Source organism: Pseudomonas sp. A014 (assembly GCF_052378495.1).
In the GTDB taxonomy this organism is placed as follows: domain Bacteria; phylum Pseudomonadota; class Gammaproteobacteria; order Pseudomonadales; family Pseudomonadaceae; genus Aquipseudomonas; species Aquipseudomonas machongensis.
The window spans coordinates 140,667-162,271 of the sequence record NZ_CP199001.1; the positions used below are offsets into that span (position 1 = coordinate 140,667).

At 63.3% G+C, this 21,605-nt stretch carries 21 protein-coding genes, 1 other RNA gene and 1 pseudogene; 14 read left to right on the forward strand and 9 right to left on the reverse strand.

Annotated elements, in window-relative coordinates:
* Positions 1-132 precede the first annotated feature (132 nt).
* The 3 genes from ACTYOL_RS00690 (at position 133) to ACTYOL_RS00700 (ending at position 3,585) form a co-directional block, all read left to right on the forward strand.
* A complete protein-coding gene (locus ACTYOL_RS00690; RefSeq protein ID WP_054894102.1) occupies positions 133-1,059 on the forward strand; it encodes a LysR substrate-binding domain-containing protein in 927 nt (308 codons plus the stop codon).
* Between the two features lie 118 nt (positions 1,060-1,177).
* A complete protein-coding gene (locus ACTYOL_RS00695) occupies positions 1,178-3,088 on the forward strand; it encodes a cytochrome c/FTR1 family iron permease (protein WP_153772885.1) in 1,911 nt (636 codons plus the stop codon).
* Positions 3,089-3,135: 47 nt separating this feature from the next.
* Positions 3,136-3,585, forward strand: a complete 450-nt coding sequence (locus ACTYOL_RS00700; RefSeq protein ID WP_054894100.1) for a YaiI/YqxD family protein — start codon at positions 3,136-3,138, stop codon at positions 3,583-3,585.
* Positions 3,586-3,644: 59 nt separating this feature from the next.
* Here ACTYOL_RS00700 and elbB read toward each other — a convergent pair whose 3' ends face one another.
* Entirely contained in the window at positions 3,645-4,310 is a 666-nt protein-coding gene (gene elbB / locus ACTYOL_RS00705) for an isoprenoid biosynthesis glyoxalase ElbB (protein ID WP_200603870.1), read from the reverse strand.
* Between the two features lie 112 nt (positions 4,311-4,422).
* On the opposite strand from elbB, the pseudogene ACTYOL_RS00710 reads away from it, so the two are divergent.
* A pseudogene (locus ACTYOL_RS00710) lies at positions 4,423-5,001 on the forward strand (sterol desaturase family protein); the annotation flags it as partial.
* A 549-nt stretch (positions 5,002-5,550) separates the two neighbouring features.
* Here the strand turns inward: ACTYOL_RS00710 and ACTYOL_RS00715 are convergent.
* Entirely contained in the window at positions 5,551-6,195 is a 645-nt protein-coding gene (locus tag ACTYOL_RS00715) for a DedA family protein (RefSeq protein ID WP_172964798.1), read from the reverse strand.
* Positions 6,196-6,403: 208 nt separating this feature from the next.
* Between ACTYOL_RS00715 and hemB the strand changes: the two genes are divergently transcribed.
* Both hemB and ppk1 read left to right on the forward strand, forming a co-directional pair.
* Positions 6,404-7,414 (forward strand): porphobilinogen synthase, encoded by a 1,011-nt coding sequence (gene hemB / locus ACTYOL_RS00720; RefSeq protein WP_197893415.1) that lies wholly within the window; start codon positions 6,404-6,406, stop codon positions 7,412-7,414.
* Between the two features lie 20 nt (positions 7,415-7,434).
* Positions 7,435-9,672, forward strand: coding sequence for a polyphosphate kinase 1 (ppk1, locus tag ACTYOL_RS00725; RefSeq protein ID WP_444757412.1), 2,238 nt, complete (start codon positions 7,435-7,437; stop codon positions 9,670-9,672).
* 53 nt (positions 9,673-9,725) lie between these two features.
* Here ppk1 and ppx read toward each other — a convergent pair whose 3' ends face one another.
* Entirely contained in the window at positions 9,726-11,228 is a 1,503-nt protein-coding gene (ppx, locus tag ACTYOL_RS00730) for an exopolyphosphatase (RefSeq protein WP_112897073.1), read from the reverse strand.
* A gap of 277 nt (positions 11,229-11,505) precedes the next feature.
* On the opposite strand from ppx, the gene trxA reads away from it, so the two are divergent.
* From trxA to ACTYOL_RS00755, 5 genes are all read left to right on the forward strand, one after another.
* Positions 11,506-11,835: a thioredoxin TrxA gene (gene trxA, locus ACTYOL_RS00735; protein WP_125931034.1), complete on the forward strand. Its 330-nt coding sequence runs from the start codon at positions 11,506-11,508 to the stop codon at positions 11,833-11,835.
* A gap of 254 nt (positions 11,836-12,089) precedes the next feature.
* Complete coding sequence (rho, locus tag ACTYOL_RS00740; RefSeq protein ID WP_039581904.1) at positions 12,090-13,349, forward strand: transcription termination factor Rho; 1,260 nt, start codon at positions 12,090-12,092, stop codon at positions 13,347-13,349.
* A 241-nt stretch (positions 13,350-13,590) separates the two neighbouring features.
* Entirely contained in the window at positions 13,591-15,057 is a 1,467-nt protein-coding gene (ubiD, locus tag ACTYOL_RS00745; protein WP_054894092.1) for a 4-hydroxy-3-polyprenylbenzoate decarboxylase, read from the forward strand.
* Positions 15,057-16,025, forward strand: a complete 969-nt coding sequence (locus ACTYOL_RS00750; RefSeq protein ID WP_054894091.1) for a CDP-6-deoxy-delta-3,4-glucoseen reductase — start codon at positions 15,057-15,059, stop codon at positions 16,023-16,025. The genes ubiD and ACTYOL_RS00750 overlap by 1 nt, the downstream gene beginning before the upstream one ends.
* 333 nt (positions 16,026-16,358) lie before the next feature.
* Complete coding sequence (locus ACTYOL_RS00755) at positions 16,359-17,009, forward strand: gamma-glutamylcyclotransferase (RefSeq protein ID WP_054894090.1); 651 nt, start codon at positions 16,359-16,361, stop codon at positions 17,007-17,009.
* A gap of 90 nt (positions 17,010-17,099) precedes the next feature.
* On the opposite strand, the gene ACTYOL_RS00760 is transcribed toward ACTYOL_RS00755, so the two are convergent.
* Entirely contained in the window at positions 17,100-18,077 is a 978-nt protein-coding gene (locus tag ACTYOL_RS00760; protein WP_125931032.1) for an NADPH:quinone oxidoreductase family protein, read from the reverse strand.
* A 156-nt stretch (positions 18,078-18,233) separates the two neighbouring features.
* Between ACTYOL_RS00760 and ACTYOL_RS00765 the strand changes: the two genes are divergently transcribed.
* Positions 18,234-18,638, forward strand: a complete 405-nt coding sequence (locus ACTYOL_RS00765) for a flagellar basal body-associated protein FliL (RefSeq protein WP_063542054.1) — start codon at positions 18,234-18,236, stop codon at positions 18,636-18,638.
* A 36-nt stretch (positions 18,639-18,674) separates the two neighbouring features.
* On the opposite strand, the gene ACTYOL_RS00770 is transcribed toward ACTYOL_RS00765, so the two are convergent.
* The gene (locus ACTYOL_RS00770; protein WP_125931031.1) at positions 18,675-19,127 is read right to left on the reverse strand and encodes an EVE domain-containing protein; all 453 of its coding nucleotides are present in this window, start codon (positions 19,125-19,127) and stop codon (positions 18,675-18,677) included.
* A 175-nt stretch (positions 19,128-19,302) separates the two neighbouring features.
* On the opposite strand from ACTYOL_RS00770, the gene ACTYOL_RS00775 reads away from it, so the two are divergent.
* Positions 19,303-19,452 carry a hypothetical protein gene (locus ACTYOL_RS00775; protein ID WP_172964797.1) on the forward strand — a complete coding sequence of 50 codons (150 nt, stop codon included), beginning with the start codon at positions 19,303-19,305 and terminating at the stop codon, positions 19,450-19,452.
* 25 nt (positions 19,453-19,477) lie between these two features.
* On the opposite strand, the gene ACTYOL_RS00780 is transcribed toward ACTYOL_RS00775, so the two are convergent.
* From ACTYOL_RS00780 to ACTYOL_RS00795, 4 genes are all read right to left on the reverse strand, one after another.
* On the reverse strand, positions 19,478-20,086 hold the full coding sequence (locus tag ACTYOL_RS00780) for a 5-formyltetrahydrofolate cyclo-ligase (RefSeq protein WP_444757413.1): 609 nt from the start codon (positions 20,084-20,086) through the stop codon (positions 19,478-19,480).
* An 83-nt stretch (positions 20,087-20,169) separates the two neighbouring features.
* A non-coding RNA gene (gene ssrS, locus ACTYOL_RS00785) (6S RNA) lies at positions 20,170-20,348 on the reverse strand.
* Positions 20,349-20,365: 17 nt separating this feature from the next.
* Positions 20,366-20,683, reverse strand: coding sequence for a cell division protein ZapA (locus tag ACTYOL_RS00790; RefSeq protein WP_054894085.1), 318 nt, complete (start codon positions 20,681-20,683; stop codon positions 20,366-20,368).
* On the reverse strand, positions 20,680-20,889 hold the full coding sequence (locus ACTYOL_RS00795; RefSeq protein WP_054894084.1) for a TIGR02449 family protein: 210 nt from the start codon (positions 20,887-20,889) through the stop codon (positions 20,680-20,682). The genes ACTYOL_RS00790 and ACTYOL_RS00795 overlap by 4 nt, the downstream gene beginning before the upstream one ends.
* A gap of 154 nt (positions 20,890-21,043) precedes the next feature.
* Between ACTYOL_RS00795 and ACTYOL_RS00800 the strand changes: the two genes are divergently transcribed.
* Positions 21,044-21,598: a YecA/YgfB family protein gene (locus ACTYOL_RS00800; RefSeq protein ID WP_112897075.1), complete on the forward strand. Its 555-nt coding sequence runs from the start codon at positions 21,044-21,046 to the stop codon at positions 21,596-21,598.
* The last annotated feature ends 7 nt before the right edge of the window (positions 21,599-21,605 follow it).

Consider the following 21,605-nt stretch of genomic DNA (forward strand, 5'->3'; position numbering starts at 1 on the left):
CAGAAAGAGCTCACGATTCTGAGGCTTCGGTCAACATTGCACAAAAAGATAAAAGCGATCATTGGCATGAGTTCAACTCATGAATGTATGCTTCTGCCGAATTGCCTCATGCGCCCGTATGACAGGTGTCTCATGTCTCGTCAGCTACCACCGCTGTATGCCCTGCGCGCATTTGAAGCCGCCGCGCGGCTGAGCTCCTTCACCCGCGCCGGTGAAGAGCTGTCCATCACCCAGAGCGCGGTCAGCCGCCACATCCGCACGCTTGAAGATCACTTCGGCTGCCGCCTGTTCGTGCGCAACGGTCGTAATCTGCAGCCCACCGAGGCGGCGCGGATGCTGTTGCCCGGTGTGCGCGACGGTTTCTCGTCACTGGAGCGGGCCTGCAATACCTTGCGCGGCGAAGACGACATCCTGCGCATGAAAGCCCCCTCGACCTTGACCATGCGCTGGCTGCTGGCGCGCCTGAGCCGCTTTCGCCACCTGCAGCCGGGCAACGAGGTGCAACTGACGAGCGCCTGGATGGACGTCGACCATGTGGATTTCAATCAAGAGCCTTTCGATTGCGCCGTGCTGCTCAGCGACGGCAACTTTCCGGTGGACTGGGAGGTGCGTCGGCTGTTCGCCGAGCTGCTGATCCCGGTCGGCGCTCCGGACCTGCAGGCCGAAGCGCCGTGGGATGCGCGCAGGCTGGCCAGTGTCGAACTGTTGCACCCGACGCCCGATCGTCGCGACTGGCGCAGTTGGCTGGCGCGCATGGGCCTGAGCGAAACGGTGTCGCTCAAGGGCGGGCAGGTGTTCGATACCCTGGAGCTGGGCATGATCGCCGCTGCTCGGGGTTATGGGGTGTCGATGGGTGACCTGCTGATGGTCGCCGAAGACGTCGCCCAGGGGCGACTGAGCCTGCCATGGCCGACGGCGGTGGCCAGCGGCCTGGACTATTACCTCGTATGGCCGCGCACCCGCCCGGGCGGCGAGCGGTTGCGGCGTTTGAGTGCCTTCTTGCAGGAGGAGGCGGCGGCGATGGACTTGCCTGAGGTGGAGATCCTGGGAGCGTCTTGAGTGGGCCGATCAGGACGTATTCGTTGCAAGATTTTTCATGAAATCCGCCCGCGAACCTTGAGCAAGTCGAAGTGGAAGTGAACAATGTTCGCTTTCGTATTCTCGCCGAGATCGCCCCATGATTCCCCGTTCCCGTCCGCTCGCGTGGTTGCCGGCCTTGTTGCTCGGCCCGGTGCTGGCGCTGTGCAGCACCCTGGCGCAGGCCGAAGCCCCTGCCGACGCCACCAAGGCGTTGCACCTGCTGGACTATATCGGTGCCGACTACCCGCCGACCGTAGAGGGCGGCAAGGTGGTGGATGAAGGTGAATACCGCGAACAGCAGGAGTTCAGCGGGGTGCTGGCCGAGCTGGTCAATGGCTTGCCGGCCAACCCCGAACGCGACGCTCTCGAGCAGGGTGTGCAGGCGCTGCGCCAGGCCATCGAGCAACGCCAGGACGGCAGCGCCGTGGCGCACCAGGCTCGGCAGCTGGGCGCGCGGCTGGCGGTGGCCTATGAGGTCAGCCAGGCGCCGGTGATCACGCCGGATCCGGCACGCGGTGCTGCGTTGTACGCGCAGAACTGCTCGATCTGCCACGGTGACACCGGTGCCGGTGACGGCCCTGCGGGTGTCGGCCTGGAGCCTGCGCCGGCCAACCTGCGCGACGCCCAGCGCCTTGACCAGTTGAGCCTGTTCGACCTGTACAACACCCTCGGCCTGGGTATCGAGGGCACCGAGATGCCGTCGTTCGCCGACCAGCTCGACGAACGCCAGCGCTGGGATGTGGCCGCCTACATTGCCAGCTTCACCGCCGACCCGCAGGCGGCCAAGGGCGACAAAACCTGGAACATCGCCGACCTGGCCCGCCAGACTCCGGCCGAAGTCGCCGCCAACGAAGGCGCCGAGGCCGTTGCCGCATTCCGTGCCCAGCGCGCCCAGCCACCGCAGGTCAAGCGTGGCCCGGCACAGTTGCTCGAATACACCTCCAGCACCCTGGACAAGAGCCTGGCGGCCTACCGCGAGGGCGATCACGACCAGGCCTACGACCTGTCGGTGGCCGCATATCTCGAAGGTTTCGAGCTGGTGGAGAGCTCGCTCGACAACATCGACGCGCAGGTGCGCAAGGATACCGAGAAGTCGTTGATGGCCTACCGGCAGTCGCTGCAGGATGGCCTGCCCGCCGAGCAGGCTGCGCAGCGCCTGGCCGAGGCCAAGGTCAAGCTGGAGCAGGCGGCGAAACTGCTGGGCAGCGATGGTCTGAGTTGGTCGTTGAGCTACATCTCCGGGCTGCTGATCCTGCTGCGCGAGGGCCTGGAGGCGATCCTGGTGCTGGCCGCGATCCTCGCCTTCCTGCGCAATACCGGGCAGCAGTCGGCGGTACGTAGCGTCAACATCGGCTGGGGCCTGGCACTGGTGGCAGGTTTCGCCACCTGGGCCCTGGCGGCCTACGTGATCGATGTCGGCGGCGCCCAGCGGGAGTTGCTCGAGGGCTGCACGGCGCTGTTTGCTGCGGTCATGGTGCTGTGGCTGGGGGTCTGGATGCATGACCGGCGTCACGCCGCAGCTTGGCAGGACTACATCAAGAGCAGCCTGCTCAGTGGCGGCGGGCGCTTCGGCTTTGCCATGCTGGCGTTTTTCTCGGTGTACCGCGAGCTGTTCGAGGTGATTCTGTTCTACGAAACCCTGTGGCTGCAGGCCGGGCCTGCCGGGCACCAGGCGGTGCTGGCCGGTGGCGCTACCGCGCTGGTGTTGCTGGTGGGGTTGGCCTGGGTGATCCTGCGCGGATCGGCGAAGCTGCCACTGTCGCTGTTCTTCAGCATCAACGCTGCGTTGTTGTGCGCGCTGTCGGTGGTGTTCGCCGGGCACGGCGTCAAGGCGCTGCAGGAGGCTGGGGTACTGGGCACGCGACCGGTGCCGTTCTTCGAGTTCGATTGGCTGGGGATTCATGCCGACGCTTATTCGTTGAGTGCGCAGGCGGTGGCATTGCTGGCTATCGTGGTGCTTTACGGACGCTCACGCATTGCCGAAAAACGCAGGGCTGCAGCGAACTGAGGCCGGGGCTGGCACACTATTTCTTTTCGAATTACGGAAACATCGTCATGCGCATATGGATCGACGCCGACGCCTGCCCCAAGGCGGCCAAGGACCTGATCGTCAAATTCGCCCTCAAGCGCAAGCTGGAAGTGGTGATGGTGGCCGGCCAGGCCGTGGCCAAACCGGCCTTCGCGATCGTGCGGCTGATCGTGGTGCCCAGCGGCATGGATGCCGCCGACGACTACCTGGTGGAGCATGCAGAGCCCGGCGAGCTGGTGATCTGCAGCGACGTACCGCTGGCAGATCGTCTGATCAAGAAGGGTGTGGCGGCGCTGGACCCGCGTGGTCGCGAGTTCGACGAGCGCAACATGGGGGATCGACTGGCGGTGCGCAACCTGTTCACCGAGTTGCGTGAACAGGGGCAGGTCGGCGGCGGGCAGGCGCCCTATGGCGAGCGGGAGAAGCAGGCGTTTGCCAATTCGCTGGATCGGATCCTCACGCGGTTGACGCGTTGACCTTTTCGCGGCGGTTCGGCGCTCCGACTTGCCCGCGAAAAGGCCTGCCCTGATGCGCTTCAGTCCTTCTCGTGAGTCAGCTCCAGCACCCGGTCCACCAGTTTGTAGATCCCACCCGCCGCTTCGCTGATCGACTTGGCCAGCATGTAGGCCGGGGTGGTCACCAGCTTGCGCTGGGTGTCTTCGACGATGTCATGCACATCGCATTCTTCATGGGTGCCGCCCATCTTCACCACGGCTGCGCTGGTGTCGGCATCGTTGCCGATGGTGCAGACCACGCCTGGGCCGTAGATCTTCGCGGCCAACGCCGGCGAGATGCAGATCAGGCCGACCGGCTTGCACGCCGCGGCGAAGGCCTCGGCCAGTGCCAGTACCTCGGGGTTCACGCTGCAACTGGTGCCTTCGACGGCGAAATTCGACAGGTTCTTGGCCGCGCCGAAACCGCCAGGGACGATGAGTGCGTCGAAGTCCTCGGCCTTGGCTTCGCGAATATCCTTCACTTCACCGCGGGCGATGCGCGCCGACTCCACCAGTACATTGCGCGACTCGGACATTTCTTCGCCGGTCAGGTGGTTGATCACGTGCATCTGCGCGATGTTCGGCGCGAAACACTGCACCTGGGCGCCGCGCTGGTCGAGGCGCAGCAGGGTGATCACGCTTTCGTGGATTTCGGCGCCGTCATACACGCCACAGCCGGAAAGAATCACCGCTACCTTTTTCGTCATGCTCATTACTCCAGTGTCGAGGCGCTAAATGTCCTCTAGTTTGGCAGATGTGGCCATAAGGGTTGTGCCCGACGCGGCCTAATCTCTGTGGATAACGCTTGGGATCGTCACCATGGACCTGATTCTGCTGGCCGTGCCGTTCTTCTTCGTGCTGATTGCCGTAGAGCTGGTCGCCGACCGGCTGCGCGGGCAGCGCAACTATCGCCTGGCCGATTCGATAAACAGCCTGAGCACCGGGGCGCTGTCGACCAGCACGGGACTGTTGACCAAGGGCGTCGGGCTTGTGAGCTACGCGCTGGCCTGGGAGCACCTGGCCCTGCTGCGCCTGCCGGACGGTGCGGTCTGGGTCTGGTTGCTGGCGTTCGTGCTCTACGACTTCTGCTACTACTGGCTGCACCGCCTCGGCCATGAGCGCAACGTGTTGTGGGCGGCGCATTCGGTGCATCACCAGAGCGAGGAGTACAACCTCACCACCGCCCTGCGCCAGACCAGCAGCGGCTTTCTCTTCTCGTGGATCTTCTATCTGCCGCTGGCCCTGGTCGGCGTGCCGCCGCTGGTATTCGTCACCGTGGCATCGCTGAACCTGCTGTACCAGTTCTGGGTGCATACCCGGCACGTGCCCAAGCTGGGCTGGCTCGAATGGGTACTGATCACGCCGTCCAACCATCGCGTCCACCATGCGCAGAATCCTTTGTACTTGGATCGCAACTACGGCGGCGTGTTCATTCTCTGGGACCGCCTGTTCGGCACTTTCCAGGAGGAGGACCCGCGCGAGCCCGTGGTGTTCGGCGTGACCACGCCGCTGGCGAGCTGGAATCCGCTGTGGGCCAACCTGCAGTTCTATGCCCAGCTCTGGCGCGATGCGCGGCGCACTCGCTGTCTGTGGGACAAGCTGCGGATCTGGTTCATGCCCACCGGATGGCGACCGGCGGATGTGGAGGCGGTTTATCCACAGGCCAAGGTTGATCTGGCGCAGTTTCGCAAGTTCGAGATACCGCTGGGGCGAGCCCAGCAGTTGTATGTGGCGCTGCAGTTCGCCGTGTACGCAGGTTTGGGGAGTTACCTGATGGAGGTGGCCGAGCGCGTGCCGCCAGCGGCGCTGGTGCTGGGCTGGACACTGATGGCGTTTGGCTTGTTCGTGCTTGGGGTGGCGCTGGAGAACCGGCCTTGGGCCGCGCGCCTTGAACTGCTGCGGCTGGCGTCCAACGGGCCGGCGCTTTATCTGGGTGGGGTGTTGGGCCTAGGGGCGGTCACGCCCTTGGCCTGGCTCCTGCTCGGGCTCTACAGCCTGTTCAGCCTGTGCGGCCTGGCTTTCTGCCGCCGCCTTGCGCTCCGCACGCAAGTTGCGGAAACGTCGGCGCAGCCAGAGCAGCCCGCCCAGCACCAGCAGGCCGCCGAGCACCCATAGCTCGTATTTCTTCACGTTGCCCAGCAGGCCTTCGAGGATGGCGCCGAAGTGATAGGCCGCCGCGCCCAGGGCCAGGGCCCAGATCGCCGCGCCAATACCGTTGAGCAGCAGGTAGCGCCGCGGGGGATAGCCCGACAGGCCGATGGCCACCGGCATCACGGTGCGCAGGCCATAGACGAAACGGAAGCTCAGTACCCAGATGTCGGGGTGGCGGCGGATATGTTCCAGCGCGCGGTCGCCCATCGCCTGCCAGCGCGGTTTGCGCGCGAGGATCTTGCGCCCGTGGCGACGGCCCATGAAATACCAGAGTTGGTCACCGGCATAGCTGCCGAAGAACGCCACCACCACGACCAGGCTGATGTCCATGTATCCACGGAACGCGAGAAATCCTGCAAGTACCAGGATGGTCTCGCCTTCGAAGAAGGTGCCTAGAAAGAGGGCGAAATAGCCGAAATCCTGCAGGAATTGTTGAAGCATTTTCTGAGGTGCTGGCGAAATGAACGCGCAGCCTACCCCTTCGCGCGCCTGGGGGAAAGTGTCCAAATGTGTCTCGACGTGAACAATTCCTACAAGGACAATGCCTGCGGCCACAAGTCGCAGGGTTGCCCTTCCCTGTAACCTAGGCGTCATAATGGGCGCTTATAACTGTCGCGCTAGCCCGCCTGCGCGGGCTCAGGAGTCTGCCGTGAGCTTTACCCCCGCCAACCGCCTGTTTCCTGCTACCCGCCTGCGTCGCAACCGCCGGGACGAATTCTCCCGTCGTCTGGTTCGCGAGAACACCCTGACCGTCGATGACCTGATCCTGCCGGTATTCGTGCTGGACGGCGAAAATCGTCGCGAGGAAGTGCCGTCGATGCCGGGCGTCGAGCGCCTGTCGATCGACCTGCTGCTCGAAGCCGCACAGGGTTGGGTCGAGCTGGGGATTCCGGCGCTGGCGCTGTTCCCGGTGACCCCGGTGGAGAAGAAATCCCTCGATGGTGCCGAAGCCTGGAACCCGGACGGTATCGCCCAGCGTGCGACCCGCGCCCTGCGTACGCGCTTCCCGGAACTGGGAGTGATCACCGACGTCGCACTCGATCCCTTCACCACTCACGGCCAGGACGGCATCCTCGACGAAGAGGGCTACGTGCAGAACGACATCACCGTCGACGCCCTGGTGCGTCAGGCGCTGTCGCATGCCGAAGCCGGTGCCCAGGTGGTGGCGCCGTCCGACATGATGGACGGTCGTCTGCAGGCCATCCGCGAGGCCCTGGAGCTGGCCGGCCACGTGAACGTGCGCATCATGGCTTACTCCGCCAAGTACGCCAGCGCCTACTACGGCCCGTTCCGCGATGCGGTCGGCTCGGCGCTGAACCTGGGCAAGGCCAACAAGGCCTCCTATCAGATGGACCCGGCCAACAGTGACGAGGCCCTGCATGAAGTGGCCACCGACCTCGCCGAGGGCGCTGACATGGTCATGGTCAAGCCGGGCATGCCGTACCTGGACATCGTTCACCGCGTCAAAACCGAATTCCGCGTGCCGACCTTCGTGTATCAGGTCAGCGGCGAATATGCCATGCACATGGCGGCCATCCAGAACGGCTGGCTGAGCGAAGCCGTGATTCTCGAATCCCTCACCGCTTTCAAACGGGCCGGCGCCGATGGCATCCTCACCTATTTCGCCGTGCGTGCCGCTCAATTGTTGAGAGGGCAGTAACGCCCTCACAGGAACGTCAGATGAATAACGAAGTGCTCACTGCTGTCGAGATCAAGGAAGCCAAGGCCCTCCCGGAGGAACTGGTCCAGACCCCACCGGACCTGCCGGCGGCACCTGAGCCGGAGCCTGCGCCTGTCGTCGAGGCCGCCGCCCCGGCGCCGGCCCCGGCGATTCCGGTGCCGGGCCTGGACGACAGCAGCCTGTACATTCATCGTGAGCTCTCGCAGCTGCAGTTCAACATCCGCGTGCTGGAGCAGGCGCTGGATGAGTCCTACCCGCTGCTTGAGCGTCTGAAGTTCCTGCTGATCTTCTCCAGCAACCTCGATGAGTTCTTCGAGATCCGCGTCGCGGGGCTGAAGAAGCAGATCAATTTCGCCCGGGAACAGGCCGACGCCGACGGCCTGCAGCCGCATCAGGCGCTGGCGCGGATCAGCGAGCTGGTGCACATGGAGGTGGACCGCCAGTACGCGATCCTCAACGACGTGTTGCTACCGGAGCTGGAGAAGCATGCGATTCGCTTCATCCGCCGCCGCTACTGGACGCCCAAGCTCAAGACCTGGGTGCGTCGCTACTTCCGCGACGAGATCGCCCCGATCATCACCCCGATCGGCCTCGACCCGACCCACCCGTTCCCGCTGCTGGTGAACAAGAGCCTGAACTTCATCGTCGAGCTCGAGGGCGTCGATGCCTTCGGTCGCGACTCGGGCCTGGCGATCATCCCGGCGCCGCGCCTGCTGCCACGGGTGATCCGTGTGCCGGAAGAGGTTGGCGGCCCCGGCGACAACTATGTCTTCCTGTCGTCGATGATCCACGCCCATGCCGACGACCTGTTCCAGGGCATGAAGGTCAAGGGCTGCTACCAGTTCCGCCTGACCCGAAACGCCGACCTGGCGCTGGACTCCGAAGAGGTCGACGACCTTGCTCGTGCCCTGCGTGGCGAGCTGTTCTCGCGCCGCTACGGCGACGCCGTGCGCCTGGAGGTTGCCGACACCTGTCCTAAGCACCTCTCCGACTACCTGCTCAAGCAGTTCAGCCTGAGCGAGAGCGAGCTTTACCAGGTCAATGGCCCGGTCAACCTGACTCGTCTGTTCAGCATCACTAGCCTGGACAGCCACCCGGAGCTGCAGTACACGCCTTTCACCCCGGCGATCCCGAAGATCCTGCAGAACGCCGACAACATTTTCAGCGTCATCAGCAAGCAGGATGTGTTGCTGATGCACCCGTTCGAATCCTTCACTCCGGTGGTCGACCTGCTGCGCCAGGCCGCCAAGGACCCGCACGTGCTCGCCGTGCGCCAGACCCTGTACCGCTCCGGGGCCAACTCGGAGATCGTCGACGCGTTGGTCGATGCCGCGCGTAACGGCAAGGAGGTCACTGCGGTGATCGAGCTGCGCGCGCGTTTCGACGAAGAGTCCAACCTGCAGATGGCCAGCCGCCTGCAGGCGGCCGGTGCGGTGGTGATCTATGGCGTGGTCGGCTTCAAGACCCACGCCAAGATGATGCTGATCCTGCGCCGCGAGCAGGGCGAGATCGTCCGCTACGCGCACCTGGGTACTGGCAACTACCACGCCGGCAACGCCCGCCTGTACACCGACTACAGCCTGCTGACCTCCGATGATGCGCTCACCGAGGACGTCGGCAAGCTGTTCAGCCAGTTGATCGGTATGGGCAAGACCCTGCGCATGAAGAAGCTGCTGCATGCGCCCTTCACCCTCAAGAAGGGCATGCTCGACATGATCGCCCGCGAGACGCAGTTCGCGCTCGATGGCAAGCCGGCGCACATCATCGCCAAGTTCAACTCGCTGACCGATGCCAAGGTCATCAAGGCCCTGTACAAGGCGAGCCAGTCGGGCGTGCGCATCGACCTGGTGGTGCGTGGCATGTGCTGCCTGCGTCCGGGCATCCCGGGGGTTTCGCACAACATCAATGTGCGCTCGATCATCGGCCGCTTCCTTGAGCACACGCGGGTGTTCTACTTCCTCAACGGCGGTGAGGAGCAGATCTACCTGTCCAGCGCCGACTGGATGGAGCGCAACCTCGACAAACGCGTCGAGACCTGCTTCCCGGTGGAGGGCAAGAAGTTGCTGCTGCGGGTGAAGAAGGAGCTTGAGGGCTACCTGACCGACAACACCCAGGCCTGGACCTTGCAGCCTGATGGTCGTTATGTGCGCAGTACCCCGACCGGCAACCAGAACCCGCGCAGCGCCCAGGCGACCCTGCTGGAGCGCCTGAGCAACCCGGTGCTGAACGTACGCTAGACATGCTGTAGGCGCGGCACAAGGCCGCGCCTACATAGGGTCAGCGTCGGGGCTCAACGCACGCTCAGCACGAACCCGACCCGCGCCAGCCACTCCGCCTCGTTGGCGAAGTCGGCCTGGGTAAGCGGATGCTGCTCCAGCCAGCCCTCAGGGAACACCACTTCCAGACTGTCGTCGGCAGCCTTGAGCTCAACCTTGGGCATTTGCTGGGTGCCGCGGATGTGGTGGAAGAGGATGGCGAAGCGCAGCAGCACGCACAGGCGGATCAGCTTGACGCCTTCGTCGCCGAACTCGGCGAACTTGTCCTTGGGGATGTTGCGGCGATGGCCGCGTACCAGCAGGGCCAGCATCTGCTGGTCCTCGCGGGAGAAGCCCGACAAGTCGGAGTGTTCGATCAAGTAGGCGCCGTGCTTGTGGTAGTGATAGTGGGCGATGTCCAGCCCGACTTCATGCACCTTCGCCGCCCAGCCCAGCAGATCGCGCCAGTTGCCGTTTTCCAGATCCCACGCCTTGGCCACCTGGTCGAAGGCGTGCAACGCCTTGCGCTCCACGCGCGCGGCCTGGCCCTGGTCGACGTGATAGCGCTCCATCAACGAATTCAGTGTGCGCTCACGCACGTCCTCGTGATGATGGCGGCCGAGCAGGTCGAACAGTACGCCCTCACGCAGGGCGCCGTCACAGTGGTCCATGCGCTGCAGTTCGAGGGCGTCGAAGATCGCCTCGAGAATCGCCAATCCCGCAGGGAAAATGGTGCGCCGGTCTGGTTTGACGCCGTCGAAGTCGATCTTGTCGACTTCGCCCAGCTTGAACAGCTTGCGCTTGATCACGGCCAGGCCTTCGGCATTGACCTCGCCGTTGCCATGGCCGTTGGCCTTGATCGCGGCGCCGATGGCGCGGATGGTGCCCGACGAGCCGATGGCCTCGTCCCAGGTCAGGCGGTGCAGAGCGTTCTCGATGCTCATCAGCTCAAGGCGCGCGGCAGTATAGGCCTGGGCGTAGCGTGCCGGCGTGATCTTGCCGTCGCGGAAATAGCGCTGGGTGAAGCTTACGCAGCCCATCTGCAGGCTTTCGCGCAGCAGTGGCTCGAAACGTTGACCGATGATGAACTCGGTACTGCCGCCGCCGATGTCGGCGACCAGGCGTTTGCCGGGGGTGTCGGCGAGGGTGTGCGACACGCCCAGGTAGATGAGGCGCGCCTCTTCACGACCTGAAATGACCTCGACCGGATGGCCGAGAATGGCTTCGGCACGCAGGATGAAGTCATTGCGGTTGCGTGCTTCACGCAGGGCGTTGGTGCCGACGATGCGCACAGCGCCGGCCGGCATGCCATTGATCAGCTGGGCGAAACGCTTGAGGCATTCGAGGCCCCGCTGCATGGCTTCTTCGCTGAGCTGGCGATCTTCGCTGATGCCCGCAGCCAGCTGAACCTTCTCCCCCTGCCGTTCGAGAATGCGGATCTCGGTATGGTGGGCCTTGGCCACGACCATGTGGAAACTGTTGGAGCCAAGGTCGATGGCGGCGATCAGAGACAGGTTCTTCGCGGTGGTTTGCGGCATGATCTGGATGTTCTCGGTCGATAACCCGGCAATCCTGCCATGATCGCGGGCATACGCCAACGCGCGACATGGCGAGGATTGATGCAGGGCAATGTGCGGGTGGTCTGGATGACTGATCAACAAAGGCCTCGGACAAATCCTATGACGCTTGTATGACAGTTTCGATTCGTGGCGTCTTGCACAACTATAGTTACACTCAATCGGCCGTGGCTTCCTGTAGGGCGTGGGTGCGGCTATGATGGGCAACGTTTTTTATGCTTACGACCTGGAGAACTCCATGAGCAGCGATCTGATCAAACACGTCACCGACGCCACCTTCGATGCCGAAGTGCTGCAGGCTCAAGGCCCGGTGCTGGTCGACTACTGGGCTGAATGGTGCGGTCCATGCAAGATGATCGCTCCGGTCCTGGACGATATCGCCCAAACCTACGAAGGCAAGCTGACCATCGCCAAGCTGAACATCGACGACAACCAGGAAACCCCGGCCAAGCACGGCGTGCGTGGTATCCCGACGCTGATGCTGTTCAAGAACGGCAACGTCGAGGCGACCAAGGTCGGCGCGCTGTCCAAGTCCCAGCTGGCCGCGTTCCTCGACGCCCACCTGTGATGTGAAAGAGCCCCGCAAATGCGGGGCTTTTTTTGCCCCCGAGGCGCGATTTCCCCTGTCAAAACCACTAGACGCCGAAAAAAGCAAGTGTTACATTCGGCCTCGCACTGCTTCTCCAGTGCCCTTCGCACGCCGTCGCCGACGCACTCCCAATTCGAATCAGTACGCGATCCTGTCGCCAATCTAGCGGCGCGGCCTCATTAAGCCAGAAGCTTAATTCTCCCCCCTTCATACATGATTACGTCACTCCCCTTATGAACCTGACAGAACTCAAGCAAAAGCCGATTACCGATCTGCTGGAAATGGCCGAACAGATGGGCATCGAAAACATGGCCCGTTCGCGCAAGCAGGACGTGATTTTCGCCCTGTTGAAAAAACACGCGAAGAGCGGCGAAGAGATCTCGGGTGACGGCGTGCTGGAGATTCTCCAGGATGGATTCGGTTTCCTGCGTTCGGCAGATGCCTCGTATCTGGCCGGCCCTGACGATATCTACGTCTCGCCCAGCCAGATCCGCCGCTTCAACCTGCGCACCGGCGACACCATCGTCGGCAAGATCCGCCCGCCGAAGGAAGGGGAGCGTTACTTCGCCCTGCTGAAGGTCGACACCATCAACTTCGACCGTCCGGAAAACGCGAAGAACAAGATCCTGTTCGAAAACCTGACGCCGCTGTTCCCGAACCATCGCCTGAAGATGGAAGCCGGTAACGGTTCCACCGAAGACCTCACCGGTCGCGTCATCGACCTGTGCGCACCTATCGGCAAGGGCCAGCGCGGCCTGATCGTCGCTCCGCCGAAAGCGGGCAAGACCATCATGCTGCAGAACATCGCGGCCAACATCACTCGCAACAACCCCGAGTGCCACCTGATCGTCCTGCTGATCGACGAGCGCCCGGAAGAAGTGACCGAGATGCAGCGCACCGTGCGCGGCGAAGTGGTCGCCTCGACCTTCGACGAGCCACCGACCCGCCACGTGCAGGTTGCCGAAATGGTGATCGAGAAGGCCAAGCGCCTGGTCGAGCACAAGAAGGATGTGGTCATCCTGCTCGACTCCATCACCCGTCTGGCGCGTGCCTACAACACCGTGATCCCGAGCTCCGGCAAGGTCCTGACCGGTGGTGTCGACGCCCACGCCCTGGAAAAGCCCAAGCGTTTCTTCGGCGCTGCCCGTAACATCGAGGAAGGCGGCTCGCTGACCATCATCGCCACCGCGCTGGTCGAGACCGGCTCGAAGATGGACGAGGTCATCTACGAAGAGTTCAAGGGTACCGGCAACATGGAGCTGCCGCTGGACCGCCGCATCGCTGAAAAGCGCGTATTCCCGGCCATCAACATCAACAAGTCCGGTACCCGCCGCGAAGAGCTGCTGACCGCCGACGACGAGCTGCAGCGCATGTGGATCCTGCGCAAGCTGCTGCATCCGATGGATGAAGTGGCGGCCATCGAGTTCCTCATCGACAAGCTCAAGCAGACCAAGACCAACGATGAGTTCTTCCTGTCGATGAAGCGCAAGTAAGCGTTTCCGTCGGTACAGCGAATTGGGGCTGCTGCGCAGCCCATCGCGGGACAAGCCCGCTCCTACAAGGATCACGCCAGACCTGTAGGAGCGGGCTTGTCCCGCGATGGGCCGCATAGCGGCCCCAAGTCATTGATGCGCCCTACGAACGAGCGCATTGCACTCTGCCATTTGGCTATCAAAGCCCGATCGGCGCTACACTCTGCACCCCCGACCGATACAGCCAACACGAGGCTCACGCATGCAGTATCGCGATTTGCGCGACTTTATCCGTGGCCTGGAGCAGCGCGGCGAACTCAAGCGCATCCAGGTTCCGATCTCGCCCGTCCTGGAAATGACCGAAGTCTGCGACCGCACCCTGCGGGCCAAGGGCCCGGCGCTGCTGTTCGAGAAGCCCACCGGCTTCGACATCCCGGTGTTGGGCAACCTGTTCGGTACCCCCGAGCGTGTGGCCATGGGCATGGGCGCCGAGTCAGTCGGCGAGCTGCGTGAAATCGGCAAGCTGCTGGCCTTCCTCAAGGAGCCCGAGCCGCCGAAGGGCCTGAAGGATGCCTGGTCGAAGCTACCGATCTTCAAGAAAGTTGTGTCCATGGCGCCCAAGGTGGTCAAGGACGCGGTGTGCCAGGAGGTGGTGGTCGAGGGTGAGGATGTCGACCTGTCCCAGTTGCCGATCCAGCACTGCTGGCCGGGTGACGTGGCGCCACTGATCACCTGGGGCCTGACGGTGACTCGCGGGCCGAACAAGGACCGCCAGAACCTCGGCATCTACCGCCAGCAGGTCATCGGTCGCAACAAGGTCATCATGCGCTGGCTGAGCCATCGTGGCGGCGCGCTGGATTACCGCGAATGGTGCGAGAAGCACCCAGGCCAGCCGTTCCCGGTGGCCGTCGCGCTGGGCGCAGACCCGGCCACCATCCTGGGCGCCGTGACGCCGGTGCCCGACACCCTCTCCGAGTACGCTTTTGCAGGGCTGCTGCGCGGCAACCGCACCGAGCTGGTCAAGTGCCGCGGCAGCGACCTGCAGGTGCCGGCGACCGCCGAAATCATCCTCGAAGGTGTGATCCATCCGGGTGAAATGGCCCCGGAAGGCCCTTACGGCGACCACACCGGCTACTACAACGAGGTGGACAGCTTCCCCGTGTTCACCATCGAACGCATCACCCATCGGCAAAAGCCGATCTACCACAGCACCTATACCGGCCGGCCGCCCGATGAGCCGGCAATCCTCGGTGTTGCGCTGAACGAAGTATTCGTGCCGATCCTGCAGAAGCAGTTCCCCGAGATCGTCGACTTCTACCTGCCACCGGAAGGCTGTTCCTACCGCATGGCGGTAGTGACGATGAAAAAGCAATATCCGGGGCACGCCAAGCGCGTGATGCTAGGTGTGTGGTCGTTCCTGCGACAGTTCATGTACACCAAGTTCGTTATCGTCACCGACGACGACGTCAACGCCCGCGACTGGAACGACGTGATCTGGGCCATCACCACGCGCATGGATCCCAAGCGTGATACGGTGATGATCGACAACACGCCCATCGACTACCTCGACTTCGCGTCGCCGGTATCGGGCCTGGGGTCGAAGATGGGCCTGGACGCCACGCACAAGTGGCCGGGCGAGACTACACGCGAATGGGGCCGGGTCATCGTCAAGGACGAGGCCGTTACCCGCCGTATCGATGAGCTGTGGGACCAGTTGGGAATAGATTGATGCAGGTGACCTTGCAGCCGTCCGGCGCGGTGCTGTCCATCGAACCGGGCGAGAGGATTCTGGATGCAGCGCGGCGCCTGGGCTACGAGTGCCCGAGCAGCTGTCGCAACGGCAATTGCCATGTGTGTGCGGCGTTGCTGGTGGAAGGGCGGGTGCGGCAGGACGGTGAGGTCCGCGATCACGGTGAACTGTTCACCTGCATCGCCGAACCGCTGGAAGATTGCGTGCTGCTGTGGGATGGCGTGCTGGCCTTGGGCGAGTTGCCCGTGCGCAAGCTGGCCTGCACCGTGAGCGAGTGCGTCGAGGTAGGCGGGGATGTCTGGCGCGTGCGTCTGCGCGCGCCCGCCGGCAAGCCGCCGCGCTACCACGCTGGGCAATACCTGATGATCGAGCGGGAGGGGGCCGACAAGGCAGCCTTCTCGCTGGCGTCTGCCCCGCATGCTGGTCGCGATCTCGAGCTGCATGTGCTGGCCCGTGAAAGCAGCGCGGTAAAGCTGATCGAGCAGTTGCAACGCAATGGCATGGCCCGCATCGAACTGCCATTCGGTGACGCACACTTGGCCGAGCTGCCGGACGGACCGCTGGTGCTGATCGCTGCCGGGACCGGCATGGGCCAGATGCACAGCCTGGTCGAGCATTGCCGCGCCAACGGCTTCAAGCATCCGGTGCACCTGTATTGGGGTGTACGTCGGCCCGAGGAGTTCTACACCCTCGAGCACTGGGCCGAATGGGAGCGTCTGCCCAACCTGTTCCTGCACAAGGTGGTCAGCGACCTGTGTGGCTGGGAGGGGCGTTGCGGCCTTTTGCACGAGGCCGTGTGCGAGGATATCGCCGACCTGAACAGTGTGCATGTCTATGCCAGCGGTTCACCGAACATGGTCTATGGCACGCTCGATGCGCTGGTCGAGGCGGGCATGGATGCGCACCGCATGCGCGCCGACGTGTTTGCCTACGCTCCACGCGGTTGAGTAACCAGGTCTTCATGAGAGCCTACGGCGCGCTGCAATGGCGCGCCGTGATTAATAACCAAAGTTATCGTCGTCGATTATAAGCAGTGAATTATTACCCGCCGGGTTAATAACTTTTACTATGCTTATAACAACACTTTCCAGTCGTCGGTATCGCGCGTGAAACTTTGCCAAAAGGGGTTGAGGTTTCGCCGTCATATGTCTTACGGTAGGCACATCGTCATCAACCTCTTGCGGTACAGGCCCCGCAGCATTGGGTGCGGGCTCGCAGGTGAATGCGTCGATCGCAATACAGCACTCCGGTAGTTACACAGGAAATAATGGCGGCAGCCTATGTCGGCACTTGAAAGTTCTTCGTGGCAGGTTTCTTATCCTCCGTCGCTCGACTTCGGTCAACAACTGACCCCTGAGCAATTGCAGCACTCCATGACAACGACCATGTCCCGTCATGACGGTGGGCCTGTGTGGTTGTTCGCCTACGGTTCGTTGATCTGGCGTCCGGAGTGCAACTCGGTAGAGCGTCAGCGTGCACGGGTGCACGGTTATCATCGTGGGCTTTACCTGTGGTCCCATGAGCACCGCGGTACACCAGAATGCCCAGGGCTGGTGTTCGGCCTGGATCGTGGTGGTTCGTGCAGCGGCTTTGCCTATCGCCTGGACGAGAGCTGCCTGGACGACTCGCTGATGGCCCTGTGGCAGCGGGAGATGCCTTATCCGGCCTATCGTCCGCATTGGCTGACCTGCCGACTCGATGACGGCAGCAAGGTGCAGGCCTTGGGTTTCGTGCTGGAGCGTCACTTGCCGTGCTATGCCGGCAACCTGCCGGACACCCTGTTCAGCCAGATTCTGGCAAGCGCCAAGGGGCGTTACGGCACCACGCGCGAGTATGTGGAGCAGACGCTGAATGCCCTGCGCAGCCACCAGATGCCTGATCGGGAGCTGGAAGCGCGGTTTCAGCGCTGCCACAACCTGCGCGAGGTTTGACTGCGCCGGCCTCTTCGCGGGCAAGCCCGCTCCTGCAGAGACGGTAAAGTTTGTAGGAGCGGGCTTGCCCGCGAAGAAGTCATTACCGAATCACCTGGCCAACACCACCAGCTTGCCCACTGCCTGACGTTGCCCCAGCCGTTCGATAGCCGCACCCGCCTCGCCCAGCGCGTAGGTCTGCGACACCAGCGGTTTCAACTTGCCCTCGGAGTGCCACGCAAACAGCTGGCGGAAGTTGGCAGCGTTGTCTTCGGGTTGGCGCTGGGCGAACGCGCCCCAGAACACCCCCAGCACCGCCGCGCCCTTGAGCAGCACCAGGTTGGCCGCCATCTGCGGGATTGTGCCGCTGGCGAATCCCACCACCAGCAGCCGGCCGTTCCAGGCCAGGCCTCGTACGGCCTGGTCGAACAACTCGCCGCCGACCGGGTCGTAGATCACATCCACACCCTGGCCGTTGGTCAGGCGCTTGATCTCTTCCTTGAGGCTGGCCTGGCTGTAGTCGATCAGCTCATCCGCCCCGGCTGCCTTGGCCACGGCGAGCTTCTCCGCGCTGCTGGCCGCCGCGATGACCCGTGCACCCAGTGCCTTGCCGATCTCCACCGCTGCCAGACCCACGCCCCCTGACGCGCCGAGCACCAGCAGGGTTTCCCCTGCCTTGAGCTGGCCACGCTGGGTAAGTGCGTGCATCGAGGTGCCGTAGGTCATGCCGAAGGCGGCCGCCGTGGTGAAATCCATGCCTGCCGGGATGGGTAGCACATTGTAATAAGGCACCGCGACCTGCTCGGCGAAGGCGCCCCAGCCGGTGAGGGCCATGACCCGGTCGCCGACCTTGAAAGCCCCGGCCTTCTCGCCGACCGCCGCCACCACGCCGGCCGCTTCACCGCCGGGCGAAAAGGGTAGAGGAGGTTGAAACTGGTATTTGCCTTCGATGATCAGGGTGTCGGGGAAGTTGACCCCGGCGGCATGCACCTCGAGGAGGATCTCGTTCTTTTTCGGCACGGGGCCTGCGACCTCTTCCAGCACCAGGTCCCGTGCCGGGCCCAGGGTTTTGCACAACACAGCTTTCATCGGGCTATTCCTTTGCGGGTGATGGCCGATAAGTGTAGGAGGACGAAGGGGTGGGTCAACGAGCATGGCCTGCTCTGATGAGTCGGCATAAGCCCGGGCTTGGGTTTGAGCGATGCGCTGGGTAAGCTGGCGTCAATTGTATTGAGGAGCGATTTCGTGAAAGCGTGGATCTTGATGGTGCTGGCCCTGATGCTGCCCGTGGCGGCCATGGCCGAAGAGAGCAAGGAAGGCCAACCGAAGGTTGCCTACATCAACCTGAGCCCGCCTCTGGTCGGCAACTACGCCCTGGATGGCGGCCCCAAGCTGCGCGTCTACAAGGCCGACGTGGCCCTGCGCGTGACTGGCGATGCCGCTGCCGCGGCGGTCAAGCACCATGAGCCGCTGATCCGCAACCAACTGGTGGCGCTGTTCACCCAGCAAGGTGTGGACAACATGAGCAATGTCGAGGCCAAGGAAGCGTTGCGTCAGGAAGCCTTGAAGCAGGTCCAGCAGGTGATGGAAACCGAAGAAGGCAAGCCTATCGTCGAGGACCTGCTGTTCAACAACCTGATCGTGCAGTGAGGTCCCTGACGGGCGCCCACACATCGGCTGCCTGGATCACCTCGCCAGTGCGCAGATCGCCTGCCATTGCTCCGGGGTCACCGGCATTACCGACAAGCGGCTGCCCTTCTGTACCAGTGCAAGCGCTTCCAGCGCCGTCTGCTGCTTGAGCAAGCCGAGGCCAAGCACCTGGCCGAAAGTACGCACATGCTCGACATCCACTGCGCTCCAGGGGTTCTTCTCGGCACTGGCCTTGGCGTCGAAGTAGTGGCTTTGCGGGTCCAGCGCCGTCGGGTCGGGGTAGGCGCCGGCCTTGATCCGGGCGATCCCGGCGATGCCCGGTTGCGGGCAACTGGAGTGGTAGAAGAAGAATTCGTCGCCTACGCTCATGTTCCGCAGGAAATTGCGTGCCTGGTAGTTGCGCACCCCGTCCCAGCGCGCCTGGCCGAGACGGGCCAAGCCTTCGATGGAAAGTTCGTCGGGCTCGGATTTCATCAGCCAGTAGGCCATAGGTGCTGCTCCTGACAAGGTTTGAAATAAGATGTTGCATCAAACCGACAGCCGGTTGGCGTCAACGTTTGCGTGCCGCGTCACGTTGTCGGAAAATGCGCCGATTTTAAAGCTATACGCTCCGGTAGCACCAAGAAGGCTGCCGAGCCTGAACAGTTTGCCTAGGGGGGCAACGATGAACAAACGCAAACCGGACCTGCTGTGGATCCTGGCCTTCATCTTCGGTCTGGGTGTCGTCACCACGGGTTATGCGCAGGGTCTGTGGGAGCGAAAGCTGGACGCCGCCTATCAGGCGCCGGCCGTATCCGCCCAACAGCAACGCTGAATTTCTGCGGCGCGCGGCCTGACTTTCAGGCCGGCGCCAGGTACCAGTCACGGTCCGAGACCGTTCCGCGCAAGGGTACGTCCCAACTGGCCTGCGCCAGTCGTTCCACCTTCTGGCATTCATGTGCCAGCCCCAGCAGCAGCGGTTTCTTCCACGCCTTGCGCCGCCCCTGATAGGCCAGGCTGCGATCATAGAAGCCGCCGCCCATCCCCAGCCGTCCGCCCACTTCATCGAAACCCACCAGTGGCAGCAGGATCAGGTCGAGCGACCAGACCGGCCGCTGACGCTTGCGCTCGATGACCGGTTCAGGAATACGGAAGCGATTACGTCGCAGTTTTTCGCCCTGTTCGAAGCGTTGGAACACCATGCGCGTGCGCGGCCATGCATGCAGCACTGGCAGGTAGGTGCGCTTGCCGCGCCGCTGGGCTTCGCGCAGTAGCAGGCTTGGGTCGATCTCGCCGTCGTTGGGCAGGTACAGGGCGATATGCCGCGCGCGGCGAAACAGCGGGTGCTGGGCCAGTTGCCGGTACAGTCCGACGGCGGCCTGGCGTTGCTGGGCGGGCGTCAACGCGCGTCGTGCGTTGCGCAGCACGCGGCGAAGTTGTGGGCGGGTGAGCGGCACGGTGTCGGTCATGGCACAGGCGATCCCGGATGCTGGCCGCCGACGGCGGCGGCACAAACGAAATGCCCGCCGGTAAAGGCGGGCATTGAGAATTCAGGCTCCCCGACAAGACCGCTATCGGTGTAGCCCTTGAACCCGAAAGTTCAAGGTGGAGATTGCAGGAGGCGTTAAGGCTTTCCGTCGAGCGGACATGCACACCTGCCCCACGTGCAACCCCCGTGGTTGTGCGTATCGGCTCAGGGACATAACCGACTGGCGCATCCCCCAGGGAGTGGCGCCAGTATACCAATCTCAATCGTTTTTGCTAACCGCGTCGTCGGACAGTGCCTGGTCGACACGCTCGAGCAGGTCGCGCACCTGCTCGCGGGTGGTGCCGCCGCTGGCGACGTCAGGGCGCTCCTGGCGGTGCAGCAGTTCATGGGTGATGTTCAGTGCTGCCATTACCGCGATGCGGTCGGCACCGATCACCTTGCCGCTGCTGCGGATCTCGCGCATCTTGCCGTCCAGGTAGCGCGCGGCACCGACCAGGTTGTTGCGTTCTTCCGGCGGGCAGATGATCGAGTATTCCTTGTCGAGAATCTGGACGGTGACGCTATTGCTTGAACTCATGAGTCTTGCTCCAGGGCCTTCAGACGCAAGATCATCGACTCGATCTTGTGCCGGGCGATCTCGTTCTTTTCGATGAGGTGGGCGCGCTCTTCGCGCCAGGATTTTTCCTGAGCTACTAGGAGTGCATTTTGCCGTTTTAGTTGCTCGACGCGCTCGATCAGCAACTCGAATCGGCTCATCAGCGCTTGCAGGTCATTGTCTTGCATGGGTTGCACTCGATCCGCTCCTTCGTCGATCGCCCGGCGATCATGCCTCTGCCCGAGCCGCGACGGCCAGCGCAGATGGTCTTGGCGCGCCTGCCGGTGCTAGGATACAAGGTCTTCATTCTAGTCATATGCGCCGTCTGGCGCCTAGCCGCCCATGCCCAATACCCAATCGCCTTACACCGCCTTCGCCATGCTGCTCTCCAGCAATGGCCATCCCGCCACCCCTGCCGAGCTGCACGGCCTGCTGATCGGCCGCAGCTGCGCCGGTGCCGGCTTCGATGCCGACGCCTGGCTGGCCGACGCCGCCCAACTGCTTGAAACCGAGCCCGGTGACAACGTCCGCAACGCCCTGATCGGCCTGCAGGAGATGGTCAAGGCCGAGCTGACCGGCGAAGACGTCGCCATCGTGCTGCTGCTGCCGACCGATGATGCCGCCCTGAGCGATCGCGCCACGGCACTGGGCCAATGGTGCCAGGGCTTCATTACCGGTTTTGGCCTGAACGCGGGCGGCAAGGACCTGTCCACCGATGCCAAGGAAGTGCTCCAGGATCTGGTCGCCATCTCGCAAGTGCAAGAAGCGCTGGAAGAGTCCGAGGACGGCGAGAGCGACTACATGGAAGTCATGGAGTACCTGCGCGTCGCACCGCTGCTGCTGTACACGGAGCTGGCCGCGCCTGTTGCGCCGGCACCAAAACCATCGCTTCATTGATCGACCC

Bases quoted from the DNA above. Each gene is read 5' to 3' on its own strand.
- elbB (WP_200603870.1), bottom strand. From the start codon at position 4,310: ATGACGAAAAAGGTAGCGGTGATTCTTTCCGGCTGTGGCGTGTATGAC.
- trxA (WP_125931034.1), top strand. From the start codon at position 11,506: ATGAGCAGCGATCTGATCAAACACGTCACCGACGCCACCTTCGATGCC.
- ppk1 (WP_444757412.1), top strand. From the start codon at position 7,435: ATGAATAACGAAGTGCTCACTGCTGTCGAGATCAAGGAAGCCAAGGCC.
- ACTYOL_RS00780 (WP_444757413.1), bottom strand. From the start codon at position 20,086: ATGACCGACACCGTGCCGCTCACCCGCCCACAACTTCGCCGCGTGCTG.
- ACTYOL_RS00795 (WP_054894084.1), bottom strand. From the start codon at position 20,889: ATGCAAGACAATGACCTGCAAGCGCTGATGAGCCGATTCGAGTTGCTG.
- ACTYOL_RS00700 (WP_054894100.1), top strand. From the start codon at position 3,136: ATGCGCATATGGATCGACGCCGACGCCTGCCCCAAGGCGGCCAAGGAC.
- ACTYOL_RS00695 (WP_153772885.1), top strand. From the start codon at position 1,178: ATGATTCCCCGTTCCCGTCCGCTCGCGTGGTTGCCGGCCTTGTTGCTC.
- ACTYOL_RS00755 (WP_054894090.1), top strand. From the start codon at position 16,359: ATGTCGGCACTTGAAAGTTCTTCGTGGCAGGTTTCTTATCCTCCGTCG.
- ACTYOL_RS00770 (WP_125931031.1), bottom strand. From the start codon at position 19,127: ATGGCCTACTGGCTGATGAAATCCGAGCCCGACGAACTTTCCATCGAA.
- ACTYOL_RS00790 (WP_054894085.1), bottom strand. From the start codon at position 20,683: ATGAGTTCAAGCAATAGCGTCACCGTCCAGATTCTCGACAAGGAATAC.
- ACTYOL_RS00800 (WP_112897075.1), top strand. From the start codon at position 21,044: ATGCCCAATACCCAATCGCCTTACACCGCCTTCGCCATGCTGCTCTCC.
- ppx (WP_112897073.1), bottom strand. From the start codon at position 11,228: ATGCCGCAAACCACCGCGAAGAACCTGTCTCTGATCGCCGCCATCGAC.
- ACTYOL_RS00760 (WP_125931032.1), bottom strand. From the start codon at position 18,077: ATGAAAGCTGTGTTGTGCAAAACCCTGGGCCCGGCACGGGACCTGGTG.
- ubiD (WP_054894092.1), top strand. From the start codon at position 13,591: ATGCAGTATCGCGATTTGCGCGACTTTATCCGTGGCCTGGAGCAGCGC.
- rho (WP_039581904.1), top strand. From the start codon at position 12,090: ATGAACCTGACAGAACTCAAGCAAAAGCCGATTACCGATCTGCTGGAA.
- ACTYOL_RS00750 (WP_054894091.1), top strand. From the start codon at position 15,057: ATGCAGGTGACCTTGCAGCCGTCCGGCGCGGTGCTGTCCATCGAACCG.
- ACTYOL_RS00690 (WP_054894102.1), top strand. From the start codon at position 133: ATGTCTCGTCAGCTACCACCGCTGTATGCCCTGCGCGCATTTGAAGCC.
- ACTYOL_RS00715 (WP_172964798.1), bottom strand. From the start codon at position 6,195: ATGCTTCAACAATTCCTGCAGGATTTCGGCTATTTCGCCCTCTTTCTA.
- ACTYOL_RS00775 (WP_172964797.1), top strand. From the start codon at position 19,303: ATGAACAAACGCAAACCGGACCTGCTGTGGATCCTGGCCTTCATCTTC.